We start from the raw sequence: 25,792 nt of genomic DNA, 5'->3' as shown, positions 1-25,792 counted from the left end.
TATCTTCGAGAACTATAATGACATATATCTAAAGTTTTCTTAATTTTCTTAATATTTATTTAATGTTTATTTTCGGAAAATAAAGAATTAATAAGAAATGTTACAGCAGTTAATTTTTGTAAAGAGAAATACCGATTTTTTGGGATAACCATACTTCAAAATTACGAATTGAAAAAAGAGGAGTTTTTGATATTTCGGTGTTTTCCATGGGTTCAACGAAAATGGTAAACATTCCTAGGCGATTTCCCGCTAAAACGTCGGTAAATAGACGATCGCCCACCATCGCAACCTTATCTACGGGGTGATTCATGGCATTAACGGCCTGACGAAGTTTTTTTCGAGATGGCTTTCTAGCTCCAAAAATAAAGGGGACATCTAGGGTAGAGGCGATCGCACTTATACGACTTTTACTAAGGTTATTACTAACCAACCATAAATCAACTAAAGGGCGTACTTGTGAAATCCATTGTTCTAATTCAGGGGAAATAGTATTTTCCTTAAAAGGCACAAGGGTTTCATCCACATCTAAAACTAAACCCTTTAAATTATATTGTTGGATGATAGAAGGACTTAACTTAGTTACCACATCCCCCAAAACCAAATCCGGTTGTAATAAATGAGATTTTGACATAGAAAACAATCAATTAGCTATGGTGTCTGTTGTAGCAGTCTGCCAAAAAAAAGACAAAAAATAGGGTGAAAAACACCCTTAAACATCATAAAATTTGGTTAGTGCTGTAAGCATTGTATCCGAGCCGAGATTATTTGAATAGCACAATCAACCATTTTTTTAACTAAATTCCTGTTTTGCCCAATGAAGATTTTCATGGACAGTTTTTAAAGAATTACCCTCAGAATATAACCTTAATAAAGGTTCAGTACCACTAAAACGAATTAATAACCAACTTTCATCCTCAAGACGGTATTTATAACCATCAATGGCTAAACAATCAGTTACTTTTTTTCCCGCAATTTGTTCTAAGGGTTTACTGGCAAGGGTAGCTTGTAATTGATTTTTTTGCTCCATACTTGCTAAAGTTAAATCGATGCGATCGTAGTGGGAAACAAAGTCAGTTTTTTCCTGTAAATTTCCATATAATTCCCCAATATTTTTTCCAAACTTAACCATGGCTTCAAGGACATATAAAGCCGATAAAAGGGCATCTCGTTCGGGAATATGGGTACTGTAACCTACTCCCCCTGATTCTTCGCCCCCCACTAAAACTTGGCTAGTTAACATTTTTTCGGCAATGTATTTATAACCGATGGGAGTTTCTGAGAGGGGAATATCATATAGTTTTGCCACTTTGGGGATTAAATCTGAACCGCTGACAGTTTTCACTATTTGCCCCGTTAATCCTTTATTTTGAGATAAATGTTCAATCAAAATGGGAATTAAAATTTGCGTACTACAATAGTTTCCCTGATCATCTACCGCCGCAATGCGATCGCAATCTCCATCAAACACTAAACCAACTCGTAGGGCATCAGGATTAGTTTTACCCCTTTCTTTAATCTCACGGAATAACTCAGGAATATAACGAGCTAGAGGTTCAGGGGCATTACCCCCAAACAGCGGATCTCTTTGGGCATTTATTTCATTAATACTACAGCCAAGGATGCGACTTAAACCCGTAGAAGCTGCGCCATGCATCACATCAACAATCAAATCTAGTTTCCCAGAGGCGATCGCCCCTACAATAGCCGATACATCCACTAATTTAGCCAACTGTTTTGTATAACTATCCCAAGGATCAAATTTTGTCAAAGTGCCGACTTGAGAAGCCCTCGGCAAATCATGGTCTAACAACCCCTCAATCTTACTCGTAACCTCCCCCGACACCGAACCACCGAAAGCCCCTTTCACCTTCAAACCTAGATATTGAGCAGGATTATGACTAGCCGTCAACACCAAAGCCCCCAAAGCATCCTTTTCCTTAGCCGCCCAACTAAAAGCAGGAGTCGGGGCATAACTATCCGCCAATAGAACATCGTAACCATACTCTTGTAAAGCCTGAGAAGCCACCAAAGCGAAATCTTCCGCCAAAAAACGACGATCAAAACCCACAATCATCAAATTACCATGGGGTTTATCTTCCTTCAAAACCTGCGCACAAAGAGGAGCTAACTTCGCCACCCTCTCCATAGTAAAATCAGCGGCAATTACTCCACGCCACCCATCCGTACCAAATTTAATCGGACTAGCTTGAAAAGGCATAAATACAATTTACGACGGAAACTTGACAGTAAATATATAGTGATAACTGAATATCAAAAATAAAAATTTCCTAACACTTAAAACCTCACACCTTAAAAAAAATTAAACCTGAGCAACCTCTTGAGACTCGCTATTAGCAACGGTGCCAGTAATTTTTTCGTAGGTTTCACGCATTTTTAGACCCACTAAAACTTGGAATAAACCAGTACCATTGTTAGAACCAGGATACTCTTTATGTTTTAACAATAACTCGGTCATTTCACCATAGTATTTAGTACCAGTACGGCTGAGGTGACTTTCTACATAGATCATTTCTTCTAAATTGTCGAACTGACCATCAATTTCGAGAATAGAAACATCATTACCCATGTAGTTATCAGGCCCATAATACATTTTTAACCCGGGGTAAGAACAGGTTAACTTACGTCCACAGGGGCGCCAATCAATGGTAGAACCTTCATCAAATAGATAGGTAGGCTCAAAATGTTCGATACCTTCTTTTTCAATTAAACGAACTCGTAAGATTTTACCTTCTTTTTCTTCGATTAACTGAGTAGGTAATACTTGAATAACAATGTCTGCATATTGTTTTTGAGGTTCGATGTATGCAGTAAAGTCAGGTTTTCTAGCATTAATAGAAGCCACCACATCATCATAAGTATGACCCCTTTCAGCCATATCACGCTGAATTTTCCATTGAATTTTTACTTCTTCGCTAATGTCGAGGTAAACACTGAAGTCAACTAATTCTCTTACTCTAGCATCATAAAGAGGATGTAAACCCTCGATTACAATTACTTTGTTAGGTTCAATTTTTTCGGGAGGATCTAATTCTCCAGTTTCGTGGTTATAAATAGGTTTATCAATGGCTTGACCATTTTTTAAGGCTTTAATTTGTTCGGCCATTAAGTCGAAGTTGTTGGCTTTAGGATTTAAAGCAGTAACCCCTGCTGCTTTTCTACCTTTACGGTCTAAGCTATGATAGTCATCAAGACAAATAACGGTCATAAATTCTTTACCGAATAAGTCTTCTAAACGACGTAAAAAAGTTGATTTACCGCAGCCAGAATCTCCTGCTACTCCAATAATTACTACTTTATCTTGAGTCATTTTTTCCTCTATATGTGAAACTAAATATACTTTATATAAGTAATCTTGCTATTGATTGTTATCTTATCAGTCAATTGCACACTATTCTATATCTAATTGTTTTGTTTTTTGATTTTAAACATCAGAAATTTCTACTTCTTTATCTAAAAATGCTTGATTCTCTCTGGACAGTTTTTCAAGGGATTGATTATAGTTTTCGGTGGAGAATTGGGGTAATATCTCTTTAATAAAGGCTTCGGCAGCTTTGGAACGATAACGGTTAGAGTTGACAATCACAGAAAGGGTGCGTCTGATTTCTACCCCTTCGATGGGGGCGCGGTGTAATACTCCCATTTTGAGTTCTTTTTCGATGGCTGTTACGGACACAAAAGAAGCCCCTAACCCTGATAAAACGGCATTTTTAATGGCTTCGATGGAATTTAACTCCATTTCTACCCTCAAATCATTGGTATTAATACCACTTCTGGTTAATACTTGATCGATTACTTTACGAATAGTGGATTGAGAATCGAGGGTAATATAATTGAGGTGATATAAATCTTCAGCGGCGATGGTTTCTTGTTCAGCAAAAGGATGATTAGGAGGAATAATCAATGCCAATTCATCTTCTGCGTAGGGAATAATTTCTAATACCTCTTGTAATTCCGAAGGTACTTCCCCCCCAATGATGGCTAAATCTACCTGTCCATTAGCCACCGCCCAAGAGGTGCGCCTAGTGGAGTGGACTTGTAGTTGTACGGAGACGTAGGGATATTTTTGGTGAAATAGACCGATCATGCGGGGTAGTAAATATGTTCCCGTGGTTTGGGAAGCCCCCACGATTAAAGTTCCCCCCTGTAAATTTTGTAAATCTTCGATCGCCCTACAGGTTTCTTGACAGAGGGTAATAATTTTTTCACCGTAGGCCAGTAAAAGATTACCCGCTTCGGTTAATTGAGCTTTCCTTCCTCCCCTATCGAATAAAGGTACAGTCAATTGTTTTTCAAGATTTTGTATTTGTAAACTGATGGCCGGTTGAGAGACATAAAGACTATCCGCCGCCCGTTTAAAACTACCCTCCTCGGCAATTGCTTTTAAAATCCGTAATTGATCAAGGGAAAAAGGAATCTCAGCCATAGTAAAATTAGATTTCGTTATTAAAATTTTAATTTATTTTGAGAAAATAATGACTAAAACTAGATATTAAGTAGATTGGGATCAGTTTTGACCCTATTTATTGATAAGATCTAGGTAAACAATAAAATAAGTATTTATTATATATTTATCCCATAAGTATAAACTTTATGACCCCTTTTGCGGTAGAAATTATTAATTTTTTTCCTCCATATACTTTTTTTCTGACCATCATTAACTTTCCCGGGTGGTTAACTTCTAGTCATTTTATTATGCTTGGTATGTTAGTGGGCTTTGCGATCGCCCATAGCGGTTTAGCTGCTCTACGACCATGGGGAGAAAGTAAAATAGGAGCAAGACTATATCGAGTATTATTTGCCCTGGTGAGCATTCCCTTTGCCACCGTATTAATCATTTACTTTTTTAACCATCGCTATGATGGCGCCCTATTATGGCAAATACAAGAAGTATCAGGAGTCAAAACCACCGTTTGGATATTATCAGCCATCTCCTTCATATTTCTTTACCCTGCCACCTTCAACCTTTTGGAAATTGCAGCTATCCAAAAACCTCAAGTACATCTGTACGAATCAGGCATTATCCGTATTAGTCGCCATCCGCAAATGGTAGGACAAGTTATTTGGTGTATTGCCCACACTATCTGGCTTGGTACAACCTTTACCATTGTTACTTCTCTGGGTTTAATTGGTCATCATCTTTTTGCGGTGTGGCATGGAGACAAAAGACTTACCAAACGTTACGGAGAAGCATTCTTAAAAGTCAAGGAAAGAACCTCCGTTTTACCCGGTTTAGCTATCTTTGATGGTAGGCAACAATTAAAATGGCAAGAATTTTTAAAACCTGCTTACGTGGGTGTAACAGCATTTACCCTTTTATTTTGGTTTATCCATCCCTGGTTAATGACAGTTACTAGTCGTGTAAGTTGGTAATTTAGTTGGATGATTTCCCCTTTCATCTTGCACAATATAGGTAGGGGATCAATAATGGCATCAATAAAAAATTGTTAAATCAATAATTAATTACCCTTCTTAGGCTATTATCTGATTCGACATCGCAATTTTATAAATTTTTTAGTTATTTAGATAAAACAAATTAATATGATTTCTGTCAGTCAAGAATCTTTTGAGCGAGAAGTTTTAGAGTCTTCTCAAATGGTTTTAATTAACTTTTGGGCGCCTTGGTGTGGTTTATGTATGATGCTTCAACCGATTCTCAATCGTCTTGAGTCTGAGTGGGAAACAAATTTAAAAATTGTCAGTATCAATGCTGATCAAAATTTGCGCTTGGCTAATAATTATAGTCTCAGCAGTTTACCCACCCTTATTCTGATGCATCGAGGGGAAATCATTGAGCGTCTCGAAAGTTTCCATAATAGGGAACATTTATATAAAACGGTTAATGATGTAATGTTAAATCTGATGCACAAAACTGCTTAAGATAATTGACAATTAACAATTGACAATGGACAATTAAACTTCAATGAATTTTGTCCTGCCCATTGCCTATTCCCCATTGCCCATTGCCTATTCCCCATTCTCATAAATCATGATTGCAATATACCCCGGTAGTTTCGATCCCATTACCCTAGGACATTTAGATTTGATACAACGGGGTAGTATTTTATTTGATAAAGTCATTGTGGCAGTGTTGAAAAATCCTAATAAAAAGCCTTTGTTTAGTTTGGAAACGAGGGTAAAACAAATTTCCCTTTGTACCCAAGACATTCCTAATGTGGAGGTGGATAGTTTTTCGGGTTTGACGGTGGAATATGCTCAGTTGAAAAAGGCAGGGGTTTTATTGAGGGGTTTAAGGGTGTTGTCAGATTTTGAGCAGGAATTGCAAATGGCTCATATTAATAAAACCCTAGCCAATAATGTGGAAACGGTTTTTTTGGCGACTAATACCGAGCATAGCTTTGTTAGTAGTAGTGTGGTCAAAGAAATTGCTCGATTTGGGGGTAAAATTGATCATTTAGTGCCTGAGGCGATCGCCCTTGATATTTACAAAGCATTACAAAAGTAACCTAAAATTTTTAACAAAACATAATAGCTATCGTCAACGAATACCTTAAAATTAAGCTCATATAGATACTTTATTTATTTTATTACAATGCGGATTTTAGCTCTTATCCCCGGTGGTATCGGAGATCAAATTTTATTTTTTCCTACTTTAAAAACTCTCAAAGATCAATATCCTAAAGCCGTTATTGATGTCATTGTAGAGCCTCGGTCAAAAAATGCTTACCGTGTCTGTCCTTACGTCAAAGAAGTGTTAGTCTTTGATTATAAAGATAAAAATGGACTAGCCGACTACCTCAACCTTTTGGGCATCATTAGAGATAGAGAATATGAAGTTGCCGTTACCCTTGGGCGTAATTGGGCAGTGGGCTTCCTCCTCTGGCTTAATGGTATTCCTACCCGTGTGGGTTATCAAGGACCTAAATCTTGGTTTATTAACAACCCCGTAGAACTAAAAACCGAACAGTATGCCGCTTATATGTACCATGATCTTGTCCATGGTTTGAATATCTCTAATCCTTGCCCTCCTTTGGCTATTAATGTACCCAAAGAAGACATTGAATGGGCAGAGTCTGAACAAAGAAGGCTAGACATCAAAGAATCAGGTTATATCCTCATCCACGGGGGCTCGAGTGCGCTGGCAAAAACCAAAGGTATCGATAAAATTTACCCCGTACCCAAATGGCAAAGAATTGTCGAAGATGTACAAAGAAAACAGCCTAATCTACCCATCGTCCTTTTAAACGGCCCCGATGACCAGGAATGGACGGCGGAAATGTTACAATTATGTAACAACCTAAAAGTTATTAGCCCTCCAGATATTGGCAAATTATCCGCTTTCATCGCTGGGGCAAATCTGATGTTATGTACCGACAGCGCCCCTATGCACTTATCCGTAGCCGTAGGCACTTATACCATCGCTTTATTTGGGCCTACCCAAGCTGATAAATTATTACCTCCTAAGAGCGATCGATTTATCGGTATTCAATCCCTAAGCAAAAACATTGCCGATATACCCACCGAGAAAATTTTAGAAAAAATGTGGCAAGGGTAAAGAAAATTGACGGTGGACAATTAATCTTATATTCTCAAAATCTCATTGTTTGTGTAGGGTGGGCAATGCCCACCAAAAGAATTGACAAAAATCAGATAATTGCTCAGGATTAAGCAAAAATTAATTAACTTAAACTAGACTAAAAAATATAAGGTAAACCCCGTACATAGGAAATTAAATCAAATTAATTAAAATTACTTTTCAGCAAAAATCAAGGATATAGTTGTGGCGAAAAAAGCAGTTTTTTTGGATCGTGATGGTGTTTTGAATGTTGAGGCAGGATACATATACAATATAGAAGACTTACGACTGATTCCCAATGTTGCCAAAGCGGTCAAAAAAATTAACGATAGTGACTTTTTCTGTTGCCTAGTATCCAATCAATCAGGGCCGGCTAGAAATTATTATCCCGATAGTCATGTGAAAGCATTACACCAAAGATTAGAACAATTGTTGTGGCAAGAAGCCCAAGCAAAATTAGATGCCCTTTATTATTGCCCCTATCTCAGCCCCAATGCGGGGGGAATAAACCCTGAGTTTACCTACTGGGGTACATGGCGTAAACCTAATACGGGAATGTTGGTGGCGGCGGCATGGGAACATGATTTAGATTTACAAGGTAGTTTTATGGTGGGGGATAAGGCGACTGATGTTGATTTAGCCCATAATGCAGGTTTGACAGGTATTCTCGTCACCACTGGCTATGGTACACAGGTTGTGGAAGGAAAGTATCAACATAACACCACACCTGATTATATTGCCTCGGATTTGAGTGAGGCGGTAGATTGGATTTTGCAATGGGAGAAGGGAAACAGGTAAGGTGCGCTGGACAAGTCTAGTAATGAAGGCTAATATTAAACTATTATCACCGTTACTCCCCATCACCTTAATACCTGTAACCTGTAGAAATGTAATATCGAGTCTGCTTAATCACTTATAGATTAGTTCAATAAATTGAACGAACTATCATTAGCCGTGTAATGAATTACGCAGTGGGCGAAGATAAAATCTATTTATAACTAATTATCCGAACTAGATATAATATCATAAAGTTTTCCCTGCCCCCGCCAGATAACTTCCCTTCGGTGTAAATCTAATTGAATAGGTAAACCATCAGATTTAATTAAATAAACTGACCAAGCATCTCGATTTTGCTCTCGGAAAGTAAACCTTCCATCGGAGTTGGTTTCAACCCACGAACCATTAGCCTGTTGTTGAAAAACCCCACCACCTTTTTGAGGATAACGAACTTCTGTGACATTATATCCGTTGGTGCTAACGGTTTGATACGCACCTTCTATGTCATAAAGTTTTCCTTGCCCCCGCCAGATAACTTCCCTTCGGTGTAAATCTAATTGAATAGGTAACCCATCAGATTTAATTAGATAAACTGACCAATCATCTCGATTTTCTTCTCGGAAAGTAAACCTTCCATCGGAGTTGGTTTCAACCCACGAACCATCAGCCTGTTGTTGAAAAAAGCCACCGCCTTTTTGCGGGTAGCGAACTTCTCTTACGTTACGTCCATTTACATTTCTATTCTGTGCAATAATCGGGGCTGAAATCGCCTCTACATTGTACGGTGACAATGATAAATTAATTCCTCCATATATGCACACAGTAGAAAGAAAGATCGGTAAATATTTATTCATTTTTTGTGATGTAGAGTTATTCGATTGCAAATTTAGTAAAGAATATTTTTACTTGATTTACTTAATCGTTTTTTTATGCTAGTTCTGATATTTTGCAACCTAACAAGTAATTATTAAAACTTAACAATTGAAGTTTTATCATTATTTACTGTCTAAATTATCATCAATATTTTTAACAGAAACATCCACCGCATCAATATCAATAGTGCCTTCAGGGGTAACCCTTTCAAAATTTCCATGATTAGCCATCAGAGTTTCACCACAGCTAGGGCAACGACACTGTTTATTATTAAATCCTGCAAAGGTATAACCGCACACAGGGCAACTATCTTCCATAATATTCGCTTTTAACCACCAACGAAAAATTAAACCACCGACCACAGGTACGATGATGAGCAAAGCAAGAAAAATTACAACTCCATTGATTACCCAATCCCAGCCGACGATAGCCACAATGAGGGTTAAAATCAATAACAATGAAAGACACCCATAATTTGCGTAATTAGGATTTATTAAAATGGTTCTATAATCTGGTTTCATAGGTTATGCTCCCTTCGGTTTTTTATTATTTATTTATTACTAAAATATCCATTAAGAATTTTTGCGCCTTCGGCATCTGTCTGAACAATATTTAACATCATTCCAACATTTTTCCCATTTTTTACGCCAAGAAAAAGATAAACCACACACAGGGCATATTTTATTAGGTAAATCAGATTTTTTCCGCTGTTTTGCCATATAAATTACTATAATAAAAAACAGATATTATATTAATAATTAGCTAGAAAAACTAAATAAATTATCTAATTGTTCCCATCCTAAACCTTTCCTAATTACTGTAGCTTCTGAGGTACTTAAGTCAATAATTGTAGAAACTTTTAATCCTGGTTCATCATCATTATCAATGATAATATCAACTAATTTTTCTAAATGATCAAATAATCTTGCTTTTTCCCAATTATAAGAAGGATACTTTCCCTCATCATCTGGAAAATGTGCAGATGTAGAAATAATAGGATTATCTAAAGATGCCAATAAACTTTGACATATATTATTATCTGGTACTCTAATTCCTGTGGTTTTGCGTTTAGGAGACATGACCAATTTAGGAACTAATTTAGTGGTAGGTAAAACAAAAGTATAGGGACCCGGAATTAATCTTTTCATAATTCGATAGGCTTCATCGCTTACCATGGCATATTCCGAAATATGAGATAGAGAAGAACATAAAAAAGTAAGGGGTTTATCGCTAGATAATTGTTTAATTTGTCTTACTTTTTGTACCGCAGATTTAACATTTAAATCACAGCCAATGGCATAGACTGTATCTGTGGGATAAAGCATAATTGCCCCTTGTTTTAGGGCATCGGTAATTTGTTCGATGGATCGCCCTTGGGGATTTTCGGAGTTTAATTGATATATAGTGGCCATAGAATATGTAATAAGTATTAGTTAAAAAAAATATCCAAAAAAAGGTTTATCAAATGTCGAAAATTGCTTATTTACAATGTCCAACGGGTATCGCAGGAGATATGTTTCTCGGTGCTTTGGTGGATGCAGGAATGCCCCTTAAGTATCTCATTGATAGGTTAAAAAGTCTCAATTTAAGTGATGAATATAGCTTAACAGGGCGTGATGTACAAAGACAGGGGCAAAGGGCAACAAAAGTTGAGGTTAATTTAAAACACCATCATCACCATCACCATCGTCATTTACCAGAGATTGAGCAAATTATAACTCAAGCTAATTTACCCGAAACTGTCACTAACAATAGTTTAGCAATTTTTCGGCAACTGGCGATCGCAGAGGGGAAAGTTCACGGTATCTCTCCAGAAAAAGTTCATTTCCACGAAGTAGGTGCAACGGATGCCTTAGTTGATATTATCGGCACTTGTATTGGTTTAGATTATTTTAATATTAATAGCTTGGAATGTTCTCCATTACCCACTGGGGGAGGCACTATCAAAGCTGCCCATGGAAAATTATCTGTCCCTGTCCCTGCAGTGTTAGAATTATGTCAAATGGGCAAAGTGCCTTTATATAGCAATGGTATTGATAAAGAGTTAGTCACCCCCACAGGCGCGGCCATTGTGACAACTTTAGCTAAAAAATTTGGTCAACCCCCCACTATGAATTTAGATAAAGTGGGTTTAGGGGCAGGGAATCAGGATTTAGCAATGCCTAATATTCTCCGTCTTTGGATAGGGGAAAAAGATGAGGTTATTGATGAAGAAACTGTTGCAGTATTGGAAACCCAAATCGATGATTTGTCGCCACAGATTTTTGGTTATGTGATGGATGAGTTATTACAGTTGGGGGCTAGGGATGTTTTTACTCAACCTGTAGCCATGAAGAAGAATCGCCCAGGGGTTTTATTGACGGTGATTTGTGATTTGGATAGAGTTGGTGTTTGTGAAGGGTTTATTTTTCGAGAAACTTCTACTCTGGGCATTCGTAAACAGATACAAACTCGCTCTATTTTGAGTCGGCATCTGCAAACCGTGAGTACCAAATATGGTGATGTGAGGGTAAAAATTGCTCAAAATGGTTCAGAAGTTGTCAATATTCAACCAGAATATGATGATTGTGTTTCAGTGGCTAAAAGATTACAAATTCCTTTAGGTGAAGTAATGTTGGAAGTAAGGAAAGCCATTAATTAGGGGTTATTTTTTTTACGGTTAAGGGATGCCTAAACTTTTGATCTCAAAATGTCATGAAAATTTGACAATAACGATCCCCAAAGCCTTAATATTTCGTGATAGAAAGAAAACAATTGCTCAAACCTCTTGACAAGTAAGGGGTTTATTGGTTTACATAAAGCTAATATAAGCGATCCCCATCCTAGTTATATAGGAATAAAATTGCTAAAAAATCAGGTTCTAATATGACCTAAACATATTAAACTATCAATCCCACGGAGATTTGATCTCATGTCAAAATCACGACCACCTATTGAGGAAATGACTTTAAGGCAACTGCGCAAGGTAGCGAGTGAGCTAAATATTCCTCGCTATAGTCGCATGAGGAAAGCACAGTTATTAAGTGCTATTCAAGCCAGACAAAAAGAACTTATACCCACTAATGCAATAAATTCTGTTAATACCAATAATTTATCAAAATCAAGTCCAGTTAATAATCAGAGAGAACCGAAAATGGAAGTATCAAAATTTGATGTCGGACAAGGGCAAGAAGATCTCTCCATGGCAACCTTAGCATCTGTTGATGAAGGAATCGGAGAGCTTCCGGGGGGTTATGGAGAAAGTAGAATAGTACTATTACCCAGAGATCCTCAGTGGGCTTATGCCTATTGGGATGTACCCCATGAGCAAAAAGAAAGTTTAAGAATGCAAGGGGGGCAACAGTTAGCTTTACGTTTATATGATGTTACTGATATTAATATTGAGCATCAAAGCCCCCATAATATTCAAGAGTATCTTTGTGATGAGTTGGCTAGAGAGTGGTATTTACCTATTCCTGTGAGCGATCGCGATTATTTGATCGACATTGGTTACCGTTGTGCTGATGGTCGTTGGTTAATTTTAGCCCGTTCGACCCCTGTACGTGTTCCCCCTGTGTATCCTAGTGATTGGGTAGAAGATGTATTTATTACCGTTAATTGGGAAGAAGAGCTTAAGGGTAAGAAGGTTTATGAGTTAACTCCCCCTGCGAAAAAAGTTGCGATCGCCCAGCAACAAGCCCAAGAAGCCCGACAAAGAGAAAATAAAATCTACGACGAAATCTTTGGTATGGCCCGGGGCGCTGAGGCTCAAAGAGTAGCAGGTTCACTCTATGGCAGTATGCAACAAGCCCCTAGTTCTATGATTCCCGAAAATGCCGTTAGTTCCTACGTATTCCCTTCAGGGATTGGTATGTGGGCTGTACCCACCGCCTCAGGCGCAGGAATGGGCATGGTGAGCTATGCAGGAGGCTCAGGGGTAGGCATGATGGCCAGTGGCTCTGGTGCTGGATTATTGGCTAGTGGCTCAGGGGCTGGATTAGGCATTACCGCCCAACCTCGCAAATTCTGGTTAGTAGCCGATGCTGAATTAATCGTTTACGGAGCTACCGAACCCGATGCCACCGTTACCATTGGCGGAAGACCGATCAAACTCAACCCTGATGGTACTTTCCGCTTCCAGATGTCCTTCCAAGACGGCCTAATTGATTATCCCATCGTTGCCGTGGCTGCGGATGGTGAGCAAACCCGCTCTATTCACATGGAATTTACCCGTGAAACCCCTTCTCGCAATACCAACACCAAGGAGGAAGCCACCCTTGAATGGTTTCCCCCCGTCAAAAAGCAATAAATAAATAATAATCAATTTTTTGTCCCCTTTCCCATGGAGAGGGGCTTTTTTTTATAAATAGATTGTATCTTCGCCCACCGTGTAATGAATTACACGACTAATAGTAGTTCGTTCAATAAATTGAACTAAGATATTAATACTGCTAATTTATAAGTGATCAAGCGCACTTGACATAACAGGTGGCAGGTTAAAAATACGAAAAGTTTTTATTAGGTTATTGAGAAAGCGAAAATCAGACCATTAATTAACATACAGTTTTTCTAAATTTTTGAACCTGATACCCGATACCTGACACCTCAAACCAAGAACTAATTATCTTTTTTGCGTAACATCAGTTATTTAACCCCAATAAACAAGCCATGAGAGCCTTTTGGGCGTGCATCCTATTTTCGGCTTGATCCCAAATACGAGATTGAGAGCCTTCCATCACCTCGTCGGTAATTTCTTTTTCTCGATAAGCAGGAAGACAATGCAAGACAATGGCATCGTTATGAGCGAAATTAAGTAATTCTTGGTTAATTTGATAGGGCATAAAAATGGGAATCCGTTGTTCAGTTTCTTCCTCCTGCCCCATACTTGCCCATACATCTGTATATAATACATGGGCATTTTCCACCGCCCCTTGAATGTCTTGGGTGATAATCACCTGTTCGGGTTTTGTCGCTAAGGCTTGGGCTTGTGCCACAATGTCAGGGGAGGGAAGATAACCCTCTGGACAAGCCAAACGCACATTCATGCCCATTAACACACCCCCTAAAAGCAAAGAATGAGCCACATTGTTACCATCTCCTAAGTAAGTCATGGTTAAACCTTCTAATTGTCCAAAGGTTTCTTGGATGGTTTGTAAATCGGCGAGAATTTGACAGGGATGTTCTAAATCTGTGAGGGCGTTAATGATAGGAATATCACAGTAATCGGCAAAAGTTTGGATGTCTTCTTGGGCAAAAGTCCGAATGGCAAGAATATCTAAATAACGATTTAAAACCCTTGCAGTGTCTTGGATTGGTTCTCCTCTACCCACTTGGGTACGGCTGGGGTTTAAATCAATAACATTGCCTCCTAATTGATACATGGCTACGCTGAAGGATACACGGGTACGGGTGGAGGCTTTATAAAATAGTAGTCCTAGGGTTTTATTACAGTTAAATTCTTTTTTACCATTTTTTAAGTCGGTGGCTAAATCAAGAATTGTTTTGATTTCTGCGGTGTTTAAGTCTGTGATATTTAGTAAGTCTCTGCCTGTCAAATTAGTCATAAATTATGCTTTTTTTATCCAGATTTTAATAATCTCTCATTTTAACGAACAATGTCTATGATGTTGACTTTTTTTTAATCTCTGTTATCAATTAATGATTTTGCATTGGTTTATTTACTTTGCTTCCATCCAATTTTTTCCTATATTTATATCCACAATTAAAGGTATGGATAAATTAATTACATTTTCCATGATATTTTTAATTTTTATGGTTAATTCTTCTACTTCATGGGGGGGGATTTCAAATACTAATTCGTCATGAACTTGTAATAATAATTTAGTTTCATAGGATGAGAGTAATTCACTGATTTTTACCATAGCCATTTTTATAATATCGGCACTAGAACCCTGAATGGGTGCATTAGCCGCTGCTCTTAGGGCTTGGGCATCATAATTATTTAATTTTAATTCTGCTAGGTTAATGGAGTTTATTTCTTGTCCTTTTAAGGAATTTAAAACGCTATTTCCAAAATTAAAATATCTTCTTCTCCCTAAAATTGTTGTGACATAACCATTGCCTAGGGCTTCTTTTTTCATTCTTTCTAAGTAATTAAATATACCTGCATATTTTTCTTGGTATATTTGAATAAACTTTTGTGCTTCTTTGACGCTCACTCCTGTTTTACGGGCAAATTTTTGCGCTCCCATGCCGTAAATTACACCAAAATTAATGGTTTTTCCGAGGTTTCTTTCATAGGAATCTATTTCTTTTTTATCTAATAATAATTGGGCGGTTACGGTATGAATATCTTGATTATTTTGATAGGCTTCAATTAATATTGGTTCTTGGCTAAGGTGCGCTAGAATTCTTAGTTCTATTTGGGAATAGTCTGCCCCTAAAAATAACCAGTTTTCTTGGGGAATAAATGCCCTTCTAATTTGTTTGGAAAATTCAGAACGGATGGGAATATTTTGTAGATTAGGATTAGATGATGAGAGTCTGCCTGTGGCGGTGACGGTTTGGTTATAGTTGGTGTGAATTCTTTGGGTATGGGGATTGATTAGGGTTGGGAGGCTATCTATGTAGGTGGATTTAAGTTTGGAAAGGGTGCGATGTTGTAGGATTTCGGGAATGATGGGATGATCTTTTTCTAGTTTTTCTAGTATTACTTGATTGGTGGAATATCCTGTTTTAGTTTTCTTTGTTTTACGGGTATCGAGTCCTAGTTTTTCAAACAGTAATTCGCTTAGTTGTTTGGGGGAGGAAAGGTTAAGTTTTTCTCCTGCTAATTCGTAGGCTTTTTGTTCTATTTTTTCTAGATCTTTTCCTATTTCTTGGGATAATGGTTCTAAATATTCTTTATCAATTTTGATGCCGTCTTTTTCCATTTGTGCCAAAATTGGCTCGAGTTTTATTTCAAGGTTAAATACTTCTTGTAGTTCGGGAATTTTGTTTAATTTTTCTTGTAAAATTATCGTTAATTTATAAGTGGCGATCGCATCTAAGGCACAGTAAGAAGCAGCGGTTTCAATGGATAAATTAGCAATGGTTTCTCCTTTTTTTATACCTAAGTCATCATATTCTTGGGAGATAATATCGGTTAAATATTGTAAACAAAGACTACTTAACTTGTGACTTTGTTCGGGCTGTAACACATAACTAGCCAACATGGTATCGAATACAACCCCTTGTAATTTTATACCTTGATGGGCAAAAACTAAACGATCAAATTTAGCATTTTGTAAGGTTTTGGGATAGGTTTTATTCTCGAGAATAGGTTTTAGTTTTTCTAATACCATATCAAAGCCTAATTGTTGCCCTTGGGTATGTTTTAGGGGAATATAAGCGCTTTCTTTTTCTGTTTCACCCCAACAACAACCAATACCAATTAAGTCGGCTTTTTGAGTATCTAGGGAGTTGGTTTCGGTATCCCATGCGGTGGGTTTTTTACTGTCAGTTTGTTGTTTTAAGGTCGTAATTAAATTGGTTAATTTTTCTTGACTATCAATAATTATGGGCTTGATAATTTCTTGTTTGTTGGGAGTGTTAAATAAAGATAATTGCTCATTTTCTTGAGCTTCGTTAGGAGAGGTGAGTTTAAATTCTTGACCGCCTAATTTTTGTTGAATTTTATTAATTTGGTTGATAAAACTCTTTAATTCTAGTTGTTCTAATAATGTGATAGTTTGTTCTTGATTAATTCCTGTCAATTGATAATTTTCTAAGTTATTTTCTAAGTCTATATCGGTAATTATTTGGGCTAAATATTGGGAATGAAGGGCATCTTTTTCGCCATTTATTAGTTTTTTTTGAGTTGCTCCTTTTATCTGGTCTATATTGGTATAAATATTGGCTAAATTATCGTATTCTTGTAATAATTTAACGGCGGTTTTTTCTCCAATACCTAACACCCCTGGTATGCTATCGGATTTATCTCCGCAGAGGGCTTTAAAATCGACTATTTGCTTGGTTTGGACTTGCATTTTGTCAAAAACTTCCTTTTCGGTAAATTCGTTGTATTTACCAAAGTTTTTGTCGGGATAAAGAACGCTAATTTTACTCTCATCATCCACTAATTGAAATAAATCCCGATCGCCACTTACAATTTTAACGGTATAATCTTGTTGAGAACCTTGGAGAGCAAGAGTGCCTAAAACGTCATCGGCTTCATAGCCTGAAGCGGTAACAATGCTGATATTAAGGGCTTGTAATAACTGTTGTAAATTATATAAATCTTCCATAAAATCATCGGGGGTTTCCTTGCGATCGCTCTTATAATTAGCATCAGCAGTATGGCGGAAAGTCGCTTCTCGGAGGTCAAATGCGATCGCCACTAACTCAGGCTGATAACCGTCAATCAATTGAAATAAGGAATTGAGAAAACCATAACAAACACTGGTGGGAATCCCTGTGGAGGTGCGCAAAGCCCCTTTTCTAGCCTTGGCAAAGGCATAATAAGCACGGTAAGCAAGGGAATGTCCATCGATGAGGAGAAATAAAGAATCCATGAAGAATTATGTTTGTATGGTATGAATCAGAAGATTTTAGCTTACCGTAATTGTCCATTGTCCATCGTCCATTGTCAATTTTTTTACGGTCGATGTTTACTAATCATATTTAAAACCTCATCGGGCTGTATGGGTTTCGAGAGAAAATCCGTTGCCCCAACAATTTTGGTGCGCATCCTTTCCACCATCCCATCATTGGAAGTAAGAATAACAATGGGAGTATTACGAAAAAAAGAAAGTTTACGAATACTGGCACAAATTTCATAACCATTGGCATTGGGCATCACCAAATCCAGGAAGATTATATCAGGTTTTGATGCAAGGATAGTGGCGATCGCCTTTATGGGATCAGTAATGGCCACAAAACGATAACCCGCAGGTTTGACTATACTATGGAGAGTCTGACAAATGGCAGGACTATCATCAATACAAGCCACTAAAATGGTATTTTCAGGTTGAACAATAGTAGTAGCCGACACAGGGGGCGGTAAATCCGCAATGGAATTAAGACTAATATAACCCTCCTCAATGTAAGGCAAAAGTAACTTACCCACTTGGTGTAAATCCCTTTTTAGTTGCCATGCCAAATCCCGAATGGTATTACGCCCATTAATTAACTTAGTAAATACCTGATACACCTTCGGAGGACACTTTAACTTTAACTCCTCAGAATACTTTATCATTAAAGCCTTGTTTGGAGAGCGATCGGCCATTTTTGCCCCCAGCCACTGTTGCCAAGACTTCCAAGCGGGAGTGATAATCTTATTACTATCAATCAAAAAAATCTGTTCAGATAAAGGAATATCAAAATCAGGATCAAGGCGAAAAACAATCTCAGGAACTTGATTAAGATCAAAAAATATCTCCATCAACATCGCATTAATCATCGCTAATACCTGATTACGGGAAATTTTTTCTAAAGATAACCAACGCTTCAACAAATCATAATCCCAACAGATTTTAATCTCCCTTTGATCCGCAATCCACTGTAACTCCCGTTCCAAAAAAGCCTGATCCGTAGCGATTTCAGGTAAATAAGCCCCTAAATTACGCCTCCATCGCCTTACCGAATGTTCTCCCCCCGTACCATAGACAATGCGGCCCAAATTAAGATAAAACTTCCATTCCGTATTACCAGGATAACTCAAGGTTAATTCCCCCGTAAATTGATGTTTTTTCAGGGTATTAAATAAATAAGTCTGCTTTGAAGCTACAAACTCCTTGATGGGGACACTATAGTTTTGGGTTGGGGGCGTATCCATTAGTGATAAATTATATGTATGCTGAGCAAAACTGATCCTAGTATAGTCTTATACTTTCTAATCAGTTTAGTGGATTAGTAGGAAATTTAAAATTTTATTTCAATAACTTTTATTGTAATTCATGACTATTAACTTTCAAAATATTATCGCTCGTCTAAATGACTTTTGGAGCAACAGGGGTTGTATGATTGCCCAATCTTACGATACAGAAAAAGGGGCAGGGACAATGAATCATCATACATTCCTAAGGGCTATAGGCCCCGAGCCTTGGGCGGTGGCTTATGTTGAACCCTGTCGTCGTCCTACCGATGGCCGTTATGGGGAAAATCCTAACCGTGTACAACATTATTATCAATATCAAGTATTAATTAAACCTTCCCCCAATAATATTCAAGAAATTTATCTCGAATCTCTCCAAGCCCTTGGTATTCATCCTGAAGATCATGATATTCGTTTTGTGGAGGATAACTGGGAATCTCCCACCCTTGGTGCTTGGGGTGTGGGTTGGGAAGTGTGGTTAGATGGTATGGAAATTACTCAGTTTACCTATTTTCAACAGTGTGGCGGTATTGATTGTAAACCCGTGGCGATCGAAATTACCTACGGTTTAGAACGTTTAGCCATGTATCTGCAGGATGTGGATAGTATTTATGATATTCAGTGGAATGATAACCTTAAATATGGTGATATTTTTCTACAAGGGGAAATTGAACAATGTACCTATAATTTTGAGGCATCCAACCCCGATTTCTTGTTTAAACTTTTTAGCTTATATGAAGAAGAAGCCAATCAATTAATTAATAAAAATTTGGTTTTACCTGCCCTTGATTATGTTCTTAAATGTTCCCATTGTTTTAATCTTCTTGACGCTCGGGGGGTAATAGCTGTGGCGGAAAGAACTCGTTATATTGGTAGGATTAGAAATCTTGCCCGTGAGGTAGCCCATCAATATCTGGCGCAAAGGGAGAGTTTAAATTTTCCTCTCATGGCACAGTAAATCTTTTTAGTTTGGCCACCGTGTAATCAATTACACGGCTATGGCAACGGTTTTTCAAGACTCACAAAAGAAGGTTGATTACTTAATGTACAACTTTTTTTATTTATTTTCTCCATCCTTAGGGGAGGAGAATCGTTGAGCAACGGTTTCAGGTTGAATGGAAGATAGGATAATATGGTTGGAGTCGGTGACAATCACTGCCCTTGTTCTTCTGCCATAGGTAGCATCAATCAACTGACCTTTATCTTTAGCTTCGTTAATAATCCTTTTTATGGGTGCTGATTCGGGAGAGACGATGGCAATAATTCTACTACCAGAAACGATATTCCCAAAACCGATATTTACTAATTTGCTATCCATCAATTTTGTAATTTATTATAGATAATGACTTTATAGATAATGACTAGAATAATAACACAAATATATAAAAGTAAACCTAAAAGAGTGGTTTTTTAAACCGTTTAAAATAAATGGTAATTATATCTTTATTTTTTTAGGTTAATGACAATTATAAACAATATAAAGAAACAATTATAGTTAAAATTTATAAGAAGTTTTCCTTCAAAAATAAGAACTGTTTTTATTAATGGATAAAAATTAATTTATTGAGGATAATATTAATTTAACGATCGCCTATAGCCGTCATATTATTCGCCCCAAAAATAGCTTCATAGTGACGATAAAACTTAAATTCTAGGATGTTATAGGCTGGATCTTGTAAAAAGAAGGTTTTATGTTCCGTTAATTCCCCTAAAAAGCGAATGCGAGGGGGTTGATAAAAATTAACTTGTTTATTTTCACAGTTATAAACTAATTCATCCCAATCAGATTCCTGAGTAAAAACAATGCCAAAATGACGGGGATAAATACCCCGAGGGGGAGCAATATTTTCTTTGCTAGTGTGGGTAACTAATTGATGTCCATAAAAATCAAAAATCATCGCATGATCATTATTTCTGCCCAACTTAGCTCCCAATATATTAGCGTAAAAATTTTCGGTATCTTCCCTATTAATCATGGGAATTGCTAGATGAAAAAGAATATCACTCATGGTTATAAAATAATCAATTTTCAATGGTTAGGTTTTCGGTGCGCTCGAATCTCAACTCAGAATGACGATTCTGCCAATATTGCTTTTGCTTATCAAAAACATTCAACTTACGAAAAGTATCCGCATCTCTAATTCTAATGCCCTCCTCACCGATATAAGCCACCTCCGCCACATTATTATCGGGATTATCATCGGGCGCCCTAGCGACTAAATCGGCAATCCTCAATTGAGTAGGATTCATTTTTAGTGCCATGATAAGTGATTCTCGATTACCCCTGGCCCCTGCGTGGGCAATACCTTTTAACGTACCCCAAACGAACACATCTCCCCCCGCCACAATCGTCGCCCCCGGGTTAACATCCCCCAAAACAATTACTGTACTATCATGGGCTATTTGCACCCCCGAGCGTAAGTTAGTTTTAATATACAAAGGTTCAGTCAAATTTTGTTGGGGATTTTCCTTCGGTTTAACGAAAAGGGAAATAGATGGATTTTGTTTGACGGAATAACCAGCACTAGCGGCCGCTACGGCGGTTTGACGACGTTGGGTGACTACTAAATCGAGTTTTAGTTGATTTTGCTCAAGGATTTCGTCTAATTCTCTAATTTGTCGGGTATCTAATAATTTATCGTGACTTTCTAAGTGGGCTTTTGTGTCAGGAAGCCATGACTTATCCATTTTTTGTAATCTAGTTTTGAAGTCTTCAACCATCCTTAGCCATTGATGATTGTCGTTAGCTTTTTGGAGGGGTAAAAAAAGATAGACAAAATCTCCTTCTTGTTTCAGTTTTATTTGCTCTTGACTAGATAGGGGGGGGTTTTCTGAAACTTCTTCGGTAATAGATGATTCTGGGGAATTAAGGTTATCACTTTCAGGGGGTATGTTATCAGCTGGATTGATCATTATTATTGAAGGAGGTAAATTGTTTTTTTAGGGAAGGACAAAAAACTAATGGTTTCAATTTTATAATATATTTAGAGGGGTGCTGAGAATTTATCTCCGTGGCAACCCGTAATGGTAGAGGTATAGTATCACAATGTTTAAGCCCATCTCGGATTTGGTTAAGTCTTTACAAAAAGATTCAGGAGAATTATTGGTTAATCGTTACAAAATCGGTAATCTTTTGGGGAAGGGCGCCATGGGGCAGGTTTACAAGGCTTTTGATACTAATAATAATGATGGGGTAGTGGCGATTAAATTTCTTTCTCAGGCTTTATTGGATGGGAAGATGCGCGATCGTTTTCAAAAAGAAGCTAGAATAAGTGCTTTATTGGGTGAACAAAGTGATCATATTGTCAGGGTAAAGGATTACGGTGTAGATGATAGTCAAGTGCCGTTTTATGTGATGGAATATTTGGAAGGTTATGATTTAGATCAACTGATTAAGAAAAAGCCCCTTTCTTTACCCAAATTTCTATCTCTAATTTATCAGATATGTTTGGGGTTAGAGTGCGCTCATAACGGTATTTTAGTTAACAATGAATTAGCACCGATTATTCATCGAGATATAAAACCAAGTAACATTTTTTTGAGTAAAGATCCAAAACAAGTTCATTTTGTAAAAATTCTTGATTTTGGTATTGCTCAAATTCATAATCCCGACGAATCTTTAACACAAAAATCCTTCATGGGTACTCCTGAATATTGCTCCCCTGAGCAAATGGCAGAGGAAGAATTAAAACCTACTTCTGATATATATAGTTTAGGGGTATTAATGTATCAAATGTTAACCCGTGAAACTCCCATTAAGGCCGAGGCTCATAATTTTCAATCATGGTACAAAGCCCATAATGAGTTTGCCCCGAAAAAGTTACCTAGTTATTTAGAATTACCCCCAGAGTTGGACGACTTAATCATGAAGTGTTTAAATAAGTCTCCCGCCCGTCGCCCTCAGAGTATTAGGGAAATTTTGAAACTAATTATTCCTTTGGAAAGGGAATATAGTGGCGCTGATGAAGAAATTAACCACAAAAGTCAGGAGGCTTCTTCTAATTTGCCTTTAAGCACGGTATATCGTCAAAGTGTTTGGCCAAAAGATAAGCCCCAGAAAAAGATTGTTTTCCCCAATTTAACGGAAGCCCAAGAGGGTACGTTTTCTAGTTTATGGAGTATGCTTGACGCTGATGAGGTGTTACATTTTCAGCCTAAGTCAACTTTTTGCTTTACCCATTTTATGTTTCAGGCTACCCCACATCCAATGATTTTATGGGTAAATCTACTTTATAATCGCAGTTATGAGCCGAAGTGGTTGCCTTGTTATTTGGATTTAAAAACGGATATTGGTTATCAAATTAGCACCCATTTAGTGAGTCAGAAAAAATATTATATTCTTTTGTTTGAGTTGGGAAATCCTTCTGGTTATAAGCAGAAGTTGACGGTTAATGTTAGTGTTGAGAAACTTAAACAGTTACAAAGTTTTGTGATGAGGGCTTCTTCTTGGGGAGGGGAGAGGCAACCTGAGGCGAGTAAAATTATTTTGAAAAAGCAGTTTGAGTCGGTGAAGAAAACTATTTTGGCGGCGGTGGCAAGGGCTAAATAATGGATAATGCATAATGGATAGTTGATAATTAAATTTTTATGCCCTATTTTTTATTGCTTAATGGTCGGTGATCATTGATAATAATATCTGGTATATCTAGGAAGGGATTATTAGTCTCTTTTTTTCGTTGGAAATAAAGGCAAGTAAAGGAAAGTTGAATTCTGTGTTTGATTTACAAAGCTATTTAAAGGAAAAGAAAGGGTTAGTAGAAAAGTCTTTGGATGAGTCTTTACCCATGGGTAAGCCTGAGAAGATTTATGAATCGATGCGTTATTCTTTGTTGGCGGGGGGCAAGAGATTGCGCCCTATTTTGTGTTTGGCTACTTGTGAGTTGATGGGGGGTAATGATGAGATGGCGATTCCTTCTGCTTGTGCTTTGGAAATGATTCATACTATGTCTTTAATCCATGATGATTTACCTGCTATGGATAATGATGATTATCGTCGGGGTAAGTTAACTAATCATAAGGTTTATGGGGAAGATATTGCTATTTTGGCTGGGGATGGTTTGTTAACCTATGCTTTTGAGTATGTAGCGAGGGAAACTAAGGGGGTACCTCCTGAAAATGTGTTGGAGGTTATTAAGATTTTAACTAGGGCCGTGGGCGCTCAAGGTTTGGTAGGGGGGCAGGTGATGGATTTAGAGTGTGAGGGTAAAACTGATGTGACGGCGGAGATGTTGAGTTTTATTCATATTCACAAGACGGGGGCTTTGTTGGAAGCCTGTGTAACTTCTGGGGCTGTTTTGGCTGGGGCGAATCAGGAGGATTTAAATCGTCTTTCTATTTATGCGAAAAATATCGGTTTAGCTTTTCAAATTATTGATGATATTTTGGATGTCACGGCTACTAGCGAGGAGTTAGGGAAAACTGCTGGTAAGGATGTTTCGGCTGATAAGGCTACTTATCCTAAGTTGTGGGGGCTTGAGGAGTCTAAGGTTAAGGCTGATGAGTTGATTGAAGGTGCGATCGCACAGTTAACTATCTATGGGGAAAAAGCTCAACCCTTAAAAGCTCTTGCGGAATATATTGTTAATAGAAAAAATTAAGAGGAGTGAAAAATGCAGATAGTCAGTGAAATTTTAAGCAATAAGTTAATTGTCATTCCCCTTTTATCTTGTATTATCTCTCAAATCATCAAAGTTACCGTAGATACAGTTCACAACCGCAAATTTAGCTTCCGTTACATTGTGAGTACGGGGGGTATGCCTAGCGCTCACTCTGCCCTTGTAGGCTCTTTAGCAACGGGTATAGGGCAAACTTTGGGTTGGTCTTCCCCCGAATTTGCGATCGCCTCTATTTTTGCAGGAATCGTCATGTATGATGCTGCGGGGGTACGTCAGGCCGCAGGAAAACAAGCAAGAGTATTAAATCAAATTATGGAAGGCATGATTAACCATGAAGATTTTAACGAAGAAAGACTTAAGGAGTTATTGGGGCATACTCCTTTTCAGGTAGTAGTAGGATTGATTTTAGGCATCTTAAGTTCTGCTATTTTCTTACCCTTAATTTGATTTCGAGTAGAAAATAAATCAAAAATTATTGAATTAAGTTTGTAGTTGCCACTTTAGTGGCATTATTATCAGTAGAATCAAGGCTAAAGCCATTACTACAAACTAGGATTATGTATGAGTATCATAAATTAAGTCATCAACAAAAATTGGAATTAGTGCAAGAGAGACTTAAAAAAGGATTTCCCGCTCATTCTCCGCCTCATCCCATACAAATTGAGGGCTTTTATTTACTTACAATTGCCTGTTATCAACATCAAAAAATTTTAAATACTTCATCTCGTCGTCAACAATTATTAAACCTCTTGTTTGAAAAATTTATCCATGAAGGAATAGAAATTAGAGGATGGGTAATTTTGGTGAATCATTATCATTTATTGGTCTATTTGCCCAATTTATTAATTCTCTCCTCAATTTTTAAAGCAATTCATGGTGTTACTTCCTATCAATGGAATTTAGAAGATAATCAAAGAGGACGTAAAGTATGGTATCGTTTTAGCGATCGCGCCATTCGCTCCAAAAGACATTATTACACAACCCTGAACTACATACATTATAATCCTGTGAAACATAACTACATTAACTCTCCTTATGATTGGTTAGAAAGCAGCGTACATTGGTATTTACAGGAGAAAGGTAGAGACTGGTTAAGAGATAGTTGGGTAAAATACCCTGTAAAAGACTATGGTAAAGGATGGGATGATTAAACCAAGTTCGTAGTGAGGGCTGAAGCCC

The 25,792-nt window shown here is 37.5% G+C and carries 26 protein-coding genes; 12 read left to right on the top strand and 14 right to left on the bottom strand.

Annotation, left to right across the window (positions count from 1 at the left end):
- Nucleotides 1-109: 109 nt before the first annotated feature.
- The 4 genes from IQ215_RS05255 to IQ215_RS05240 form a co-directional block, all read right to left on the bottom strand.
- Nucleotides 110-631 carry a YqeG family HAD IIIA-type phosphatase gene (locus IQ215_RS05255; protein WP_193800265.1) on the bottom strand — a complete coding sequence of 174 codons (522 nt, stop codon included), beginning with the start codon at nt 629-631 and terminating at the stop codon, nt 110-112.
- 159 nt (nt 632-790) lie between these two features.
- Complete coding sequence (locus IQ215_RS05250; protein ID WP_193800264.1) at nt 791-2,218, bottom strand: phosphoglucomutase/phosphomannomutase family protein; 1,428 nt, start codon at nt 2,216-2,218, stop codon at nt 791-793.
- Between the two features lie 102 nt (nt 2,219-2,320).
- The gene (locus IQ215_RS05245; RefSeq protein WP_193800263.1) at nt 2,321-3,328 is read right to left on the bottom strand and encodes a phosphoribulokinase; all 1,008 of its coding nucleotides are present in this window, start codon (nt 3,326-3,328) and stop codon (nt 2,321-2,323) included.
- 114 nt (nt 3,329-3,442) lie between these two features.
- Nucleotides 3,443-4,444, bottom strand: coding sequence for a LysR family transcriptional regulator (locus tag IQ215_RS05240; protein WP_193800262.1), 1,002 nt, complete (start codon nt 4,442-4,444; stop codon nt 3,443-3,445).
- 269 nt (nt 4,445-4,713) lie between these two features.
- Here IQ215_RS05240 and IQ215_RS05235 point away from each other — a divergent pair, with 269 nt between their 5' ends.
- The 5 genes from IQ215_RS05235 to IQ215_RS05215 all read left to right on the top strand — a co-directional run bounded on the left by IQ215_RS05235 (nt 4,714) and on the right by IQ215_RS05215 (nt 8,353).
- Nucleotides 4,714-5,391, top strand: coding sequence for an NnrU family protein (locus IQ215_RS05235; RefSeq protein WP_193800321.1), 678 nt, complete (start codon nt 4,714-4,716; stop codon nt 5,389-5,391).
- A gap of 168 nt (nt 5,392-5,559) precedes the next feature.
- Nucleotides 5,560-5,898, top strand: coding sequence for a thioredoxin family protein (locus tag IQ215_RS05230; protein ID WP_193800261.1), 339 nt, complete (start codon nt 5,560-5,562; stop codon nt 5,896-5,898).
- A 109-nt stretch (nt 5,899-6,007) separates the two neighbouring features.
- Nucleotides 6,008-6,484 (top strand): pantetheine-phosphate adenylyltransferase, encoded by a 477-nt coding sequence (gene coaD, locus IQ215_RS05225; RefSeq protein ID WP_193800260.1) that lies wholly within the window; start codon nt 6,008-6,010, stop codon nt 6,482-6,484.
- An 87-nt stretch (nt 6,485-6,571) separates the two neighbouring features.
- Nucleotides 6,572-7,534, top strand: a complete 963-nt coding sequence (locus IQ215_RS05220; RefSeq protein WP_193800259.1) for a glycosyltransferase family 9 protein — start codon at nt 6,572-6,574, stop codon at nt 7,532-7,534.
- 225 nt (nt 7,535-7,759) lie between these two features.
- Entirely contained in the window at nt 7,760-8,353 is a 594-nt protein-coding gene (locus IQ215_RS05215; protein ID WP_193800258.1) for an HAD-IIIA family hydrolase, read from the top strand.
- Nucleotides 8,354-8,553: 200 nt separating this feature from the next.
- Here IQ215_RS05215 and IQ215_RS05210 read toward each other — a convergent pair whose 3' ends face one another.
- From IQ215_RS05210 to IQ215_RS05195, 4 genes are all read right to left on the bottom strand, one after another.
- The gene (locus tag IQ215_RS05210; RefSeq protein ID WP_193800257.1) at nt 8,554-9,186 is read right to left on the bottom strand and encodes a hypothetical protein; all 633 of its coding nucleotides are present in this window, start codon (nt 9,184-9,186) and stop codon (nt 8,554-8,556) included.
- Nucleotides 9,187-9,327: 141 nt separating this feature from the next.
- Nucleotides 9,328-9,726, bottom strand: a complete 399-nt coding sequence (locus tag IQ215_RS05205; protein ID WP_193800256.1) for a hypothetical protein — start codon at nt 9,724-9,726, stop codon at nt 9,328-9,330.
- 51 nt (nt 9,727-9,777) lie between these two features.
- On the bottom strand, nt 9,778-9,924 hold the full coding sequence (locus IQ215_RS05200) for a DUF2256 domain-containing protein (RefSeq protein ID WP_193800255.1): 147 nt from the start codon (nt 9,922-9,924) through the stop codon (nt 9,778-9,780).
- 39 nt (nt 9,925-9,963) lie between these two features.
- Complete coding sequence (locus IQ215_RS05195; RefSeq protein ID WP_193800254.1) at nt 9,964-10,617, bottom strand: L-threonylcarbamoyladenylate synthase; 654 nt, start codon at nt 10,615-10,617, stop codon at nt 9,964-9,966.
- A gap of 53 nt (nt 10,618-10,670) precedes the next feature.
- On the opposite strand from IQ215_RS05195, the gene larC reads away from it, so the two are divergent.
- Together larC and IQ215_RS05185 are read left to right on the top strand one after the other, a co-directional pair.
- Nucleotides 10,671-11,846 (top strand): nickel pincer cofactor biosynthesis protein LarC, encoded by a 1,176-nt coding sequence (gene larC, locus IQ215_RS05190; RefSeq protein WP_193800253.1) that lies wholly within the window; start codon nt 10,671-10,673, stop codon nt 11,844-11,846.
- 270 nt (nt 11,847-12,116) lie between these two features.
- Nucleotides 12,117-13,493 carry a DUF4912 domain-containing protein gene (locus IQ215_RS05185; RefSeq protein ID WP_193800252.1) on the top strand — a complete coding sequence of 459 codons (1,377 nt, stop codon included), beginning with the start codon at nt 12,117-12,119 and terminating at the stop codon, nt 13,491-13,493.
- Nucleotides 13,494-13,824: 331 nt separating this feature from the next.
- Here the strand turns inward: IQ215_RS05185 and argF are convergent, their stop codons facing one another.
- From argF to IQ215_RS05170, 3 genes are all read right to left on the bottom strand, one after another.
- Nucleotides 13,825-14,748 (bottom strand): ornithine carbamoyltransferase, encoded by a 924-nt coding sequence (gene argF / locus IQ215_RS05180; RefSeq protein ID WP_193800251.1) that lies wholly within the window; start codon nt 14,746-14,748, stop codon nt 13,825-13,827.
- A gap of 114 nt (nt 14,749-14,862) precedes the next feature.
- Complete coding sequence (gene polA / locus IQ215_RS05175; protein ID WP_193800250.1) at nt 14,863-17,697, bottom strand: DNA polymerase I; 2,835 nt, start codon at nt 17,695-17,697, stop codon at nt 14,863-14,865.
- Nucleotides 17,698-17,780: 83 nt separating this feature from the next.
- Entirely contained in the window at nt 17,781-18,959 is a 1,179-nt protein-coding gene (locus tag IQ215_RS05170) for a response regulator (RefSeq protein WP_193800249.1), read from the bottom strand.
- Between the two features lie 121 nt (nt 18,960-19,080).
- Between IQ215_RS05170 and glyQ the strand changes: the two genes are divergently transcribed.
- On the top strand, nt 19,081-19,956 hold the full coding sequence (glyQ, locus tag IQ215_RS05165; protein WP_193800248.1) for a glycine--tRNA ligase subunit alpha: 876 nt from the start codon (nt 19,081-19,083) through the stop codon (nt 19,954-19,956).
- Between the two features lie 99 nt (nt 19,957-20,055).
- Here glyQ and remA read toward each other — a convergent pair whose 3' ends face one another.
- From remA to minC, 3 genes are all read right to left on the bottom strand, one after another.
- Nucleotides 20,056-20,316, bottom strand: a complete 261-nt coding sequence (gene remA / locus IQ215_RS05160; protein WP_193800247.1) for an extracellular matrix/biofilm regulator RemA — start codon at nt 20,314-20,316, stop codon at nt 20,056-20,058.
- Nucleotides 20,317-20,578: 262 nt separating this feature from the next.
- Nucleotides 20,579-21,007 carry a VOC family protein gene (locus tag IQ215_RS05155; RefSeq protein ID WP_193800246.1) on the bottom strand — a complete coding sequence of 143 codons (429 nt, stop codon included), beginning with the start codon at nt 21,005-21,007 and terminating at the stop codon, nt 20,579-20,581.
- A 13-nt stretch (nt 21,008-21,020) separates the two neighbouring features.
- The gene (gene minC, locus IQ215_RS05150; RefSeq protein ID WP_193800245.1) at nt 21,021-21,911 is read right to left on the bottom strand and encodes a septum site-determining protein MinC; all 891 of its coding nucleotides are present in this window, start codon (nt 21,909-21,911) and stop codon (nt 21,021-21,023) included.
- A gap of 133 nt (nt 21,912-22,044) precedes the next feature.
- Between minC and IQ215_RS05145 the strand changes: the two genes are divergently transcribed.
- From IQ215_RS05145 to IQ215_RS05130, 4 genes are all read left to right on the top strand, one after another.
- The gene (locus IQ215_RS05145; RefSeq protein ID WP_193800244.1) at nt 22,045-23,547 is read left to right on the top strand and encodes a serine/threonine-protein kinase; all 1,503 of its coding nucleotides are present in this window, start codon (nt 22,045-22,047) and stop codon (nt 23,545-23,547) included.
- 154 nt (nt 23,548-23,701) lie between these two features.
- Nucleotides 23,702-24,595 (top strand): geranylgeranyl diphosphate synthase CrtE, encoded by an 894-nt coding sequence (gene crtE, locus IQ215_RS05140; RefSeq protein WP_241735258.1) that lies wholly within the window; start codon nt 23,702-23,704, stop codon nt 24,593-24,595.
- A gap of 12 nt (nt 24,596-24,607) precedes the next feature.
- A complete protein-coding gene (locus IQ215_RS05135) occupies nt 24,608-25,060 on the top strand; it encodes a divergent PAP2 family protein (protein WP_193800242.1) in 453 nt (150 codons plus the stop codon).
- A gap of 56 nt (nt 25,061-25,116) precedes the next feature.
- The gene (locus IQ215_RS05130; protein WP_347239019.1) at nt 25,117-25,764 is read left to right on the top strand and encodes an REP-associated tyrosine transposase; all 648 of its coding nucleotides are present in this window, start codon (nt 25,117-25,119) and stop codon (nt 25,762-25,764) included.
- Nucleotides 25,765-25,792 lie beyond the last annotated feature (28 nt).

It is taken from the genome of Cyanobacterium stanieri LEGE 03274 (genome assembly GCF_015207825.1).
GTDB classification, from domain to species: Bacteria; Cyanobacteriota; Cyanobacteriia; order Cyanobacteriales; family Cyanobacteriaceae; genus Cyanobacterium; species Cyanobacterium stanieri_B.
Note: the sequence above shows the minus strand (reverse complement) of the source record. Positions and strands in the feature narration are given on the sequence as shown.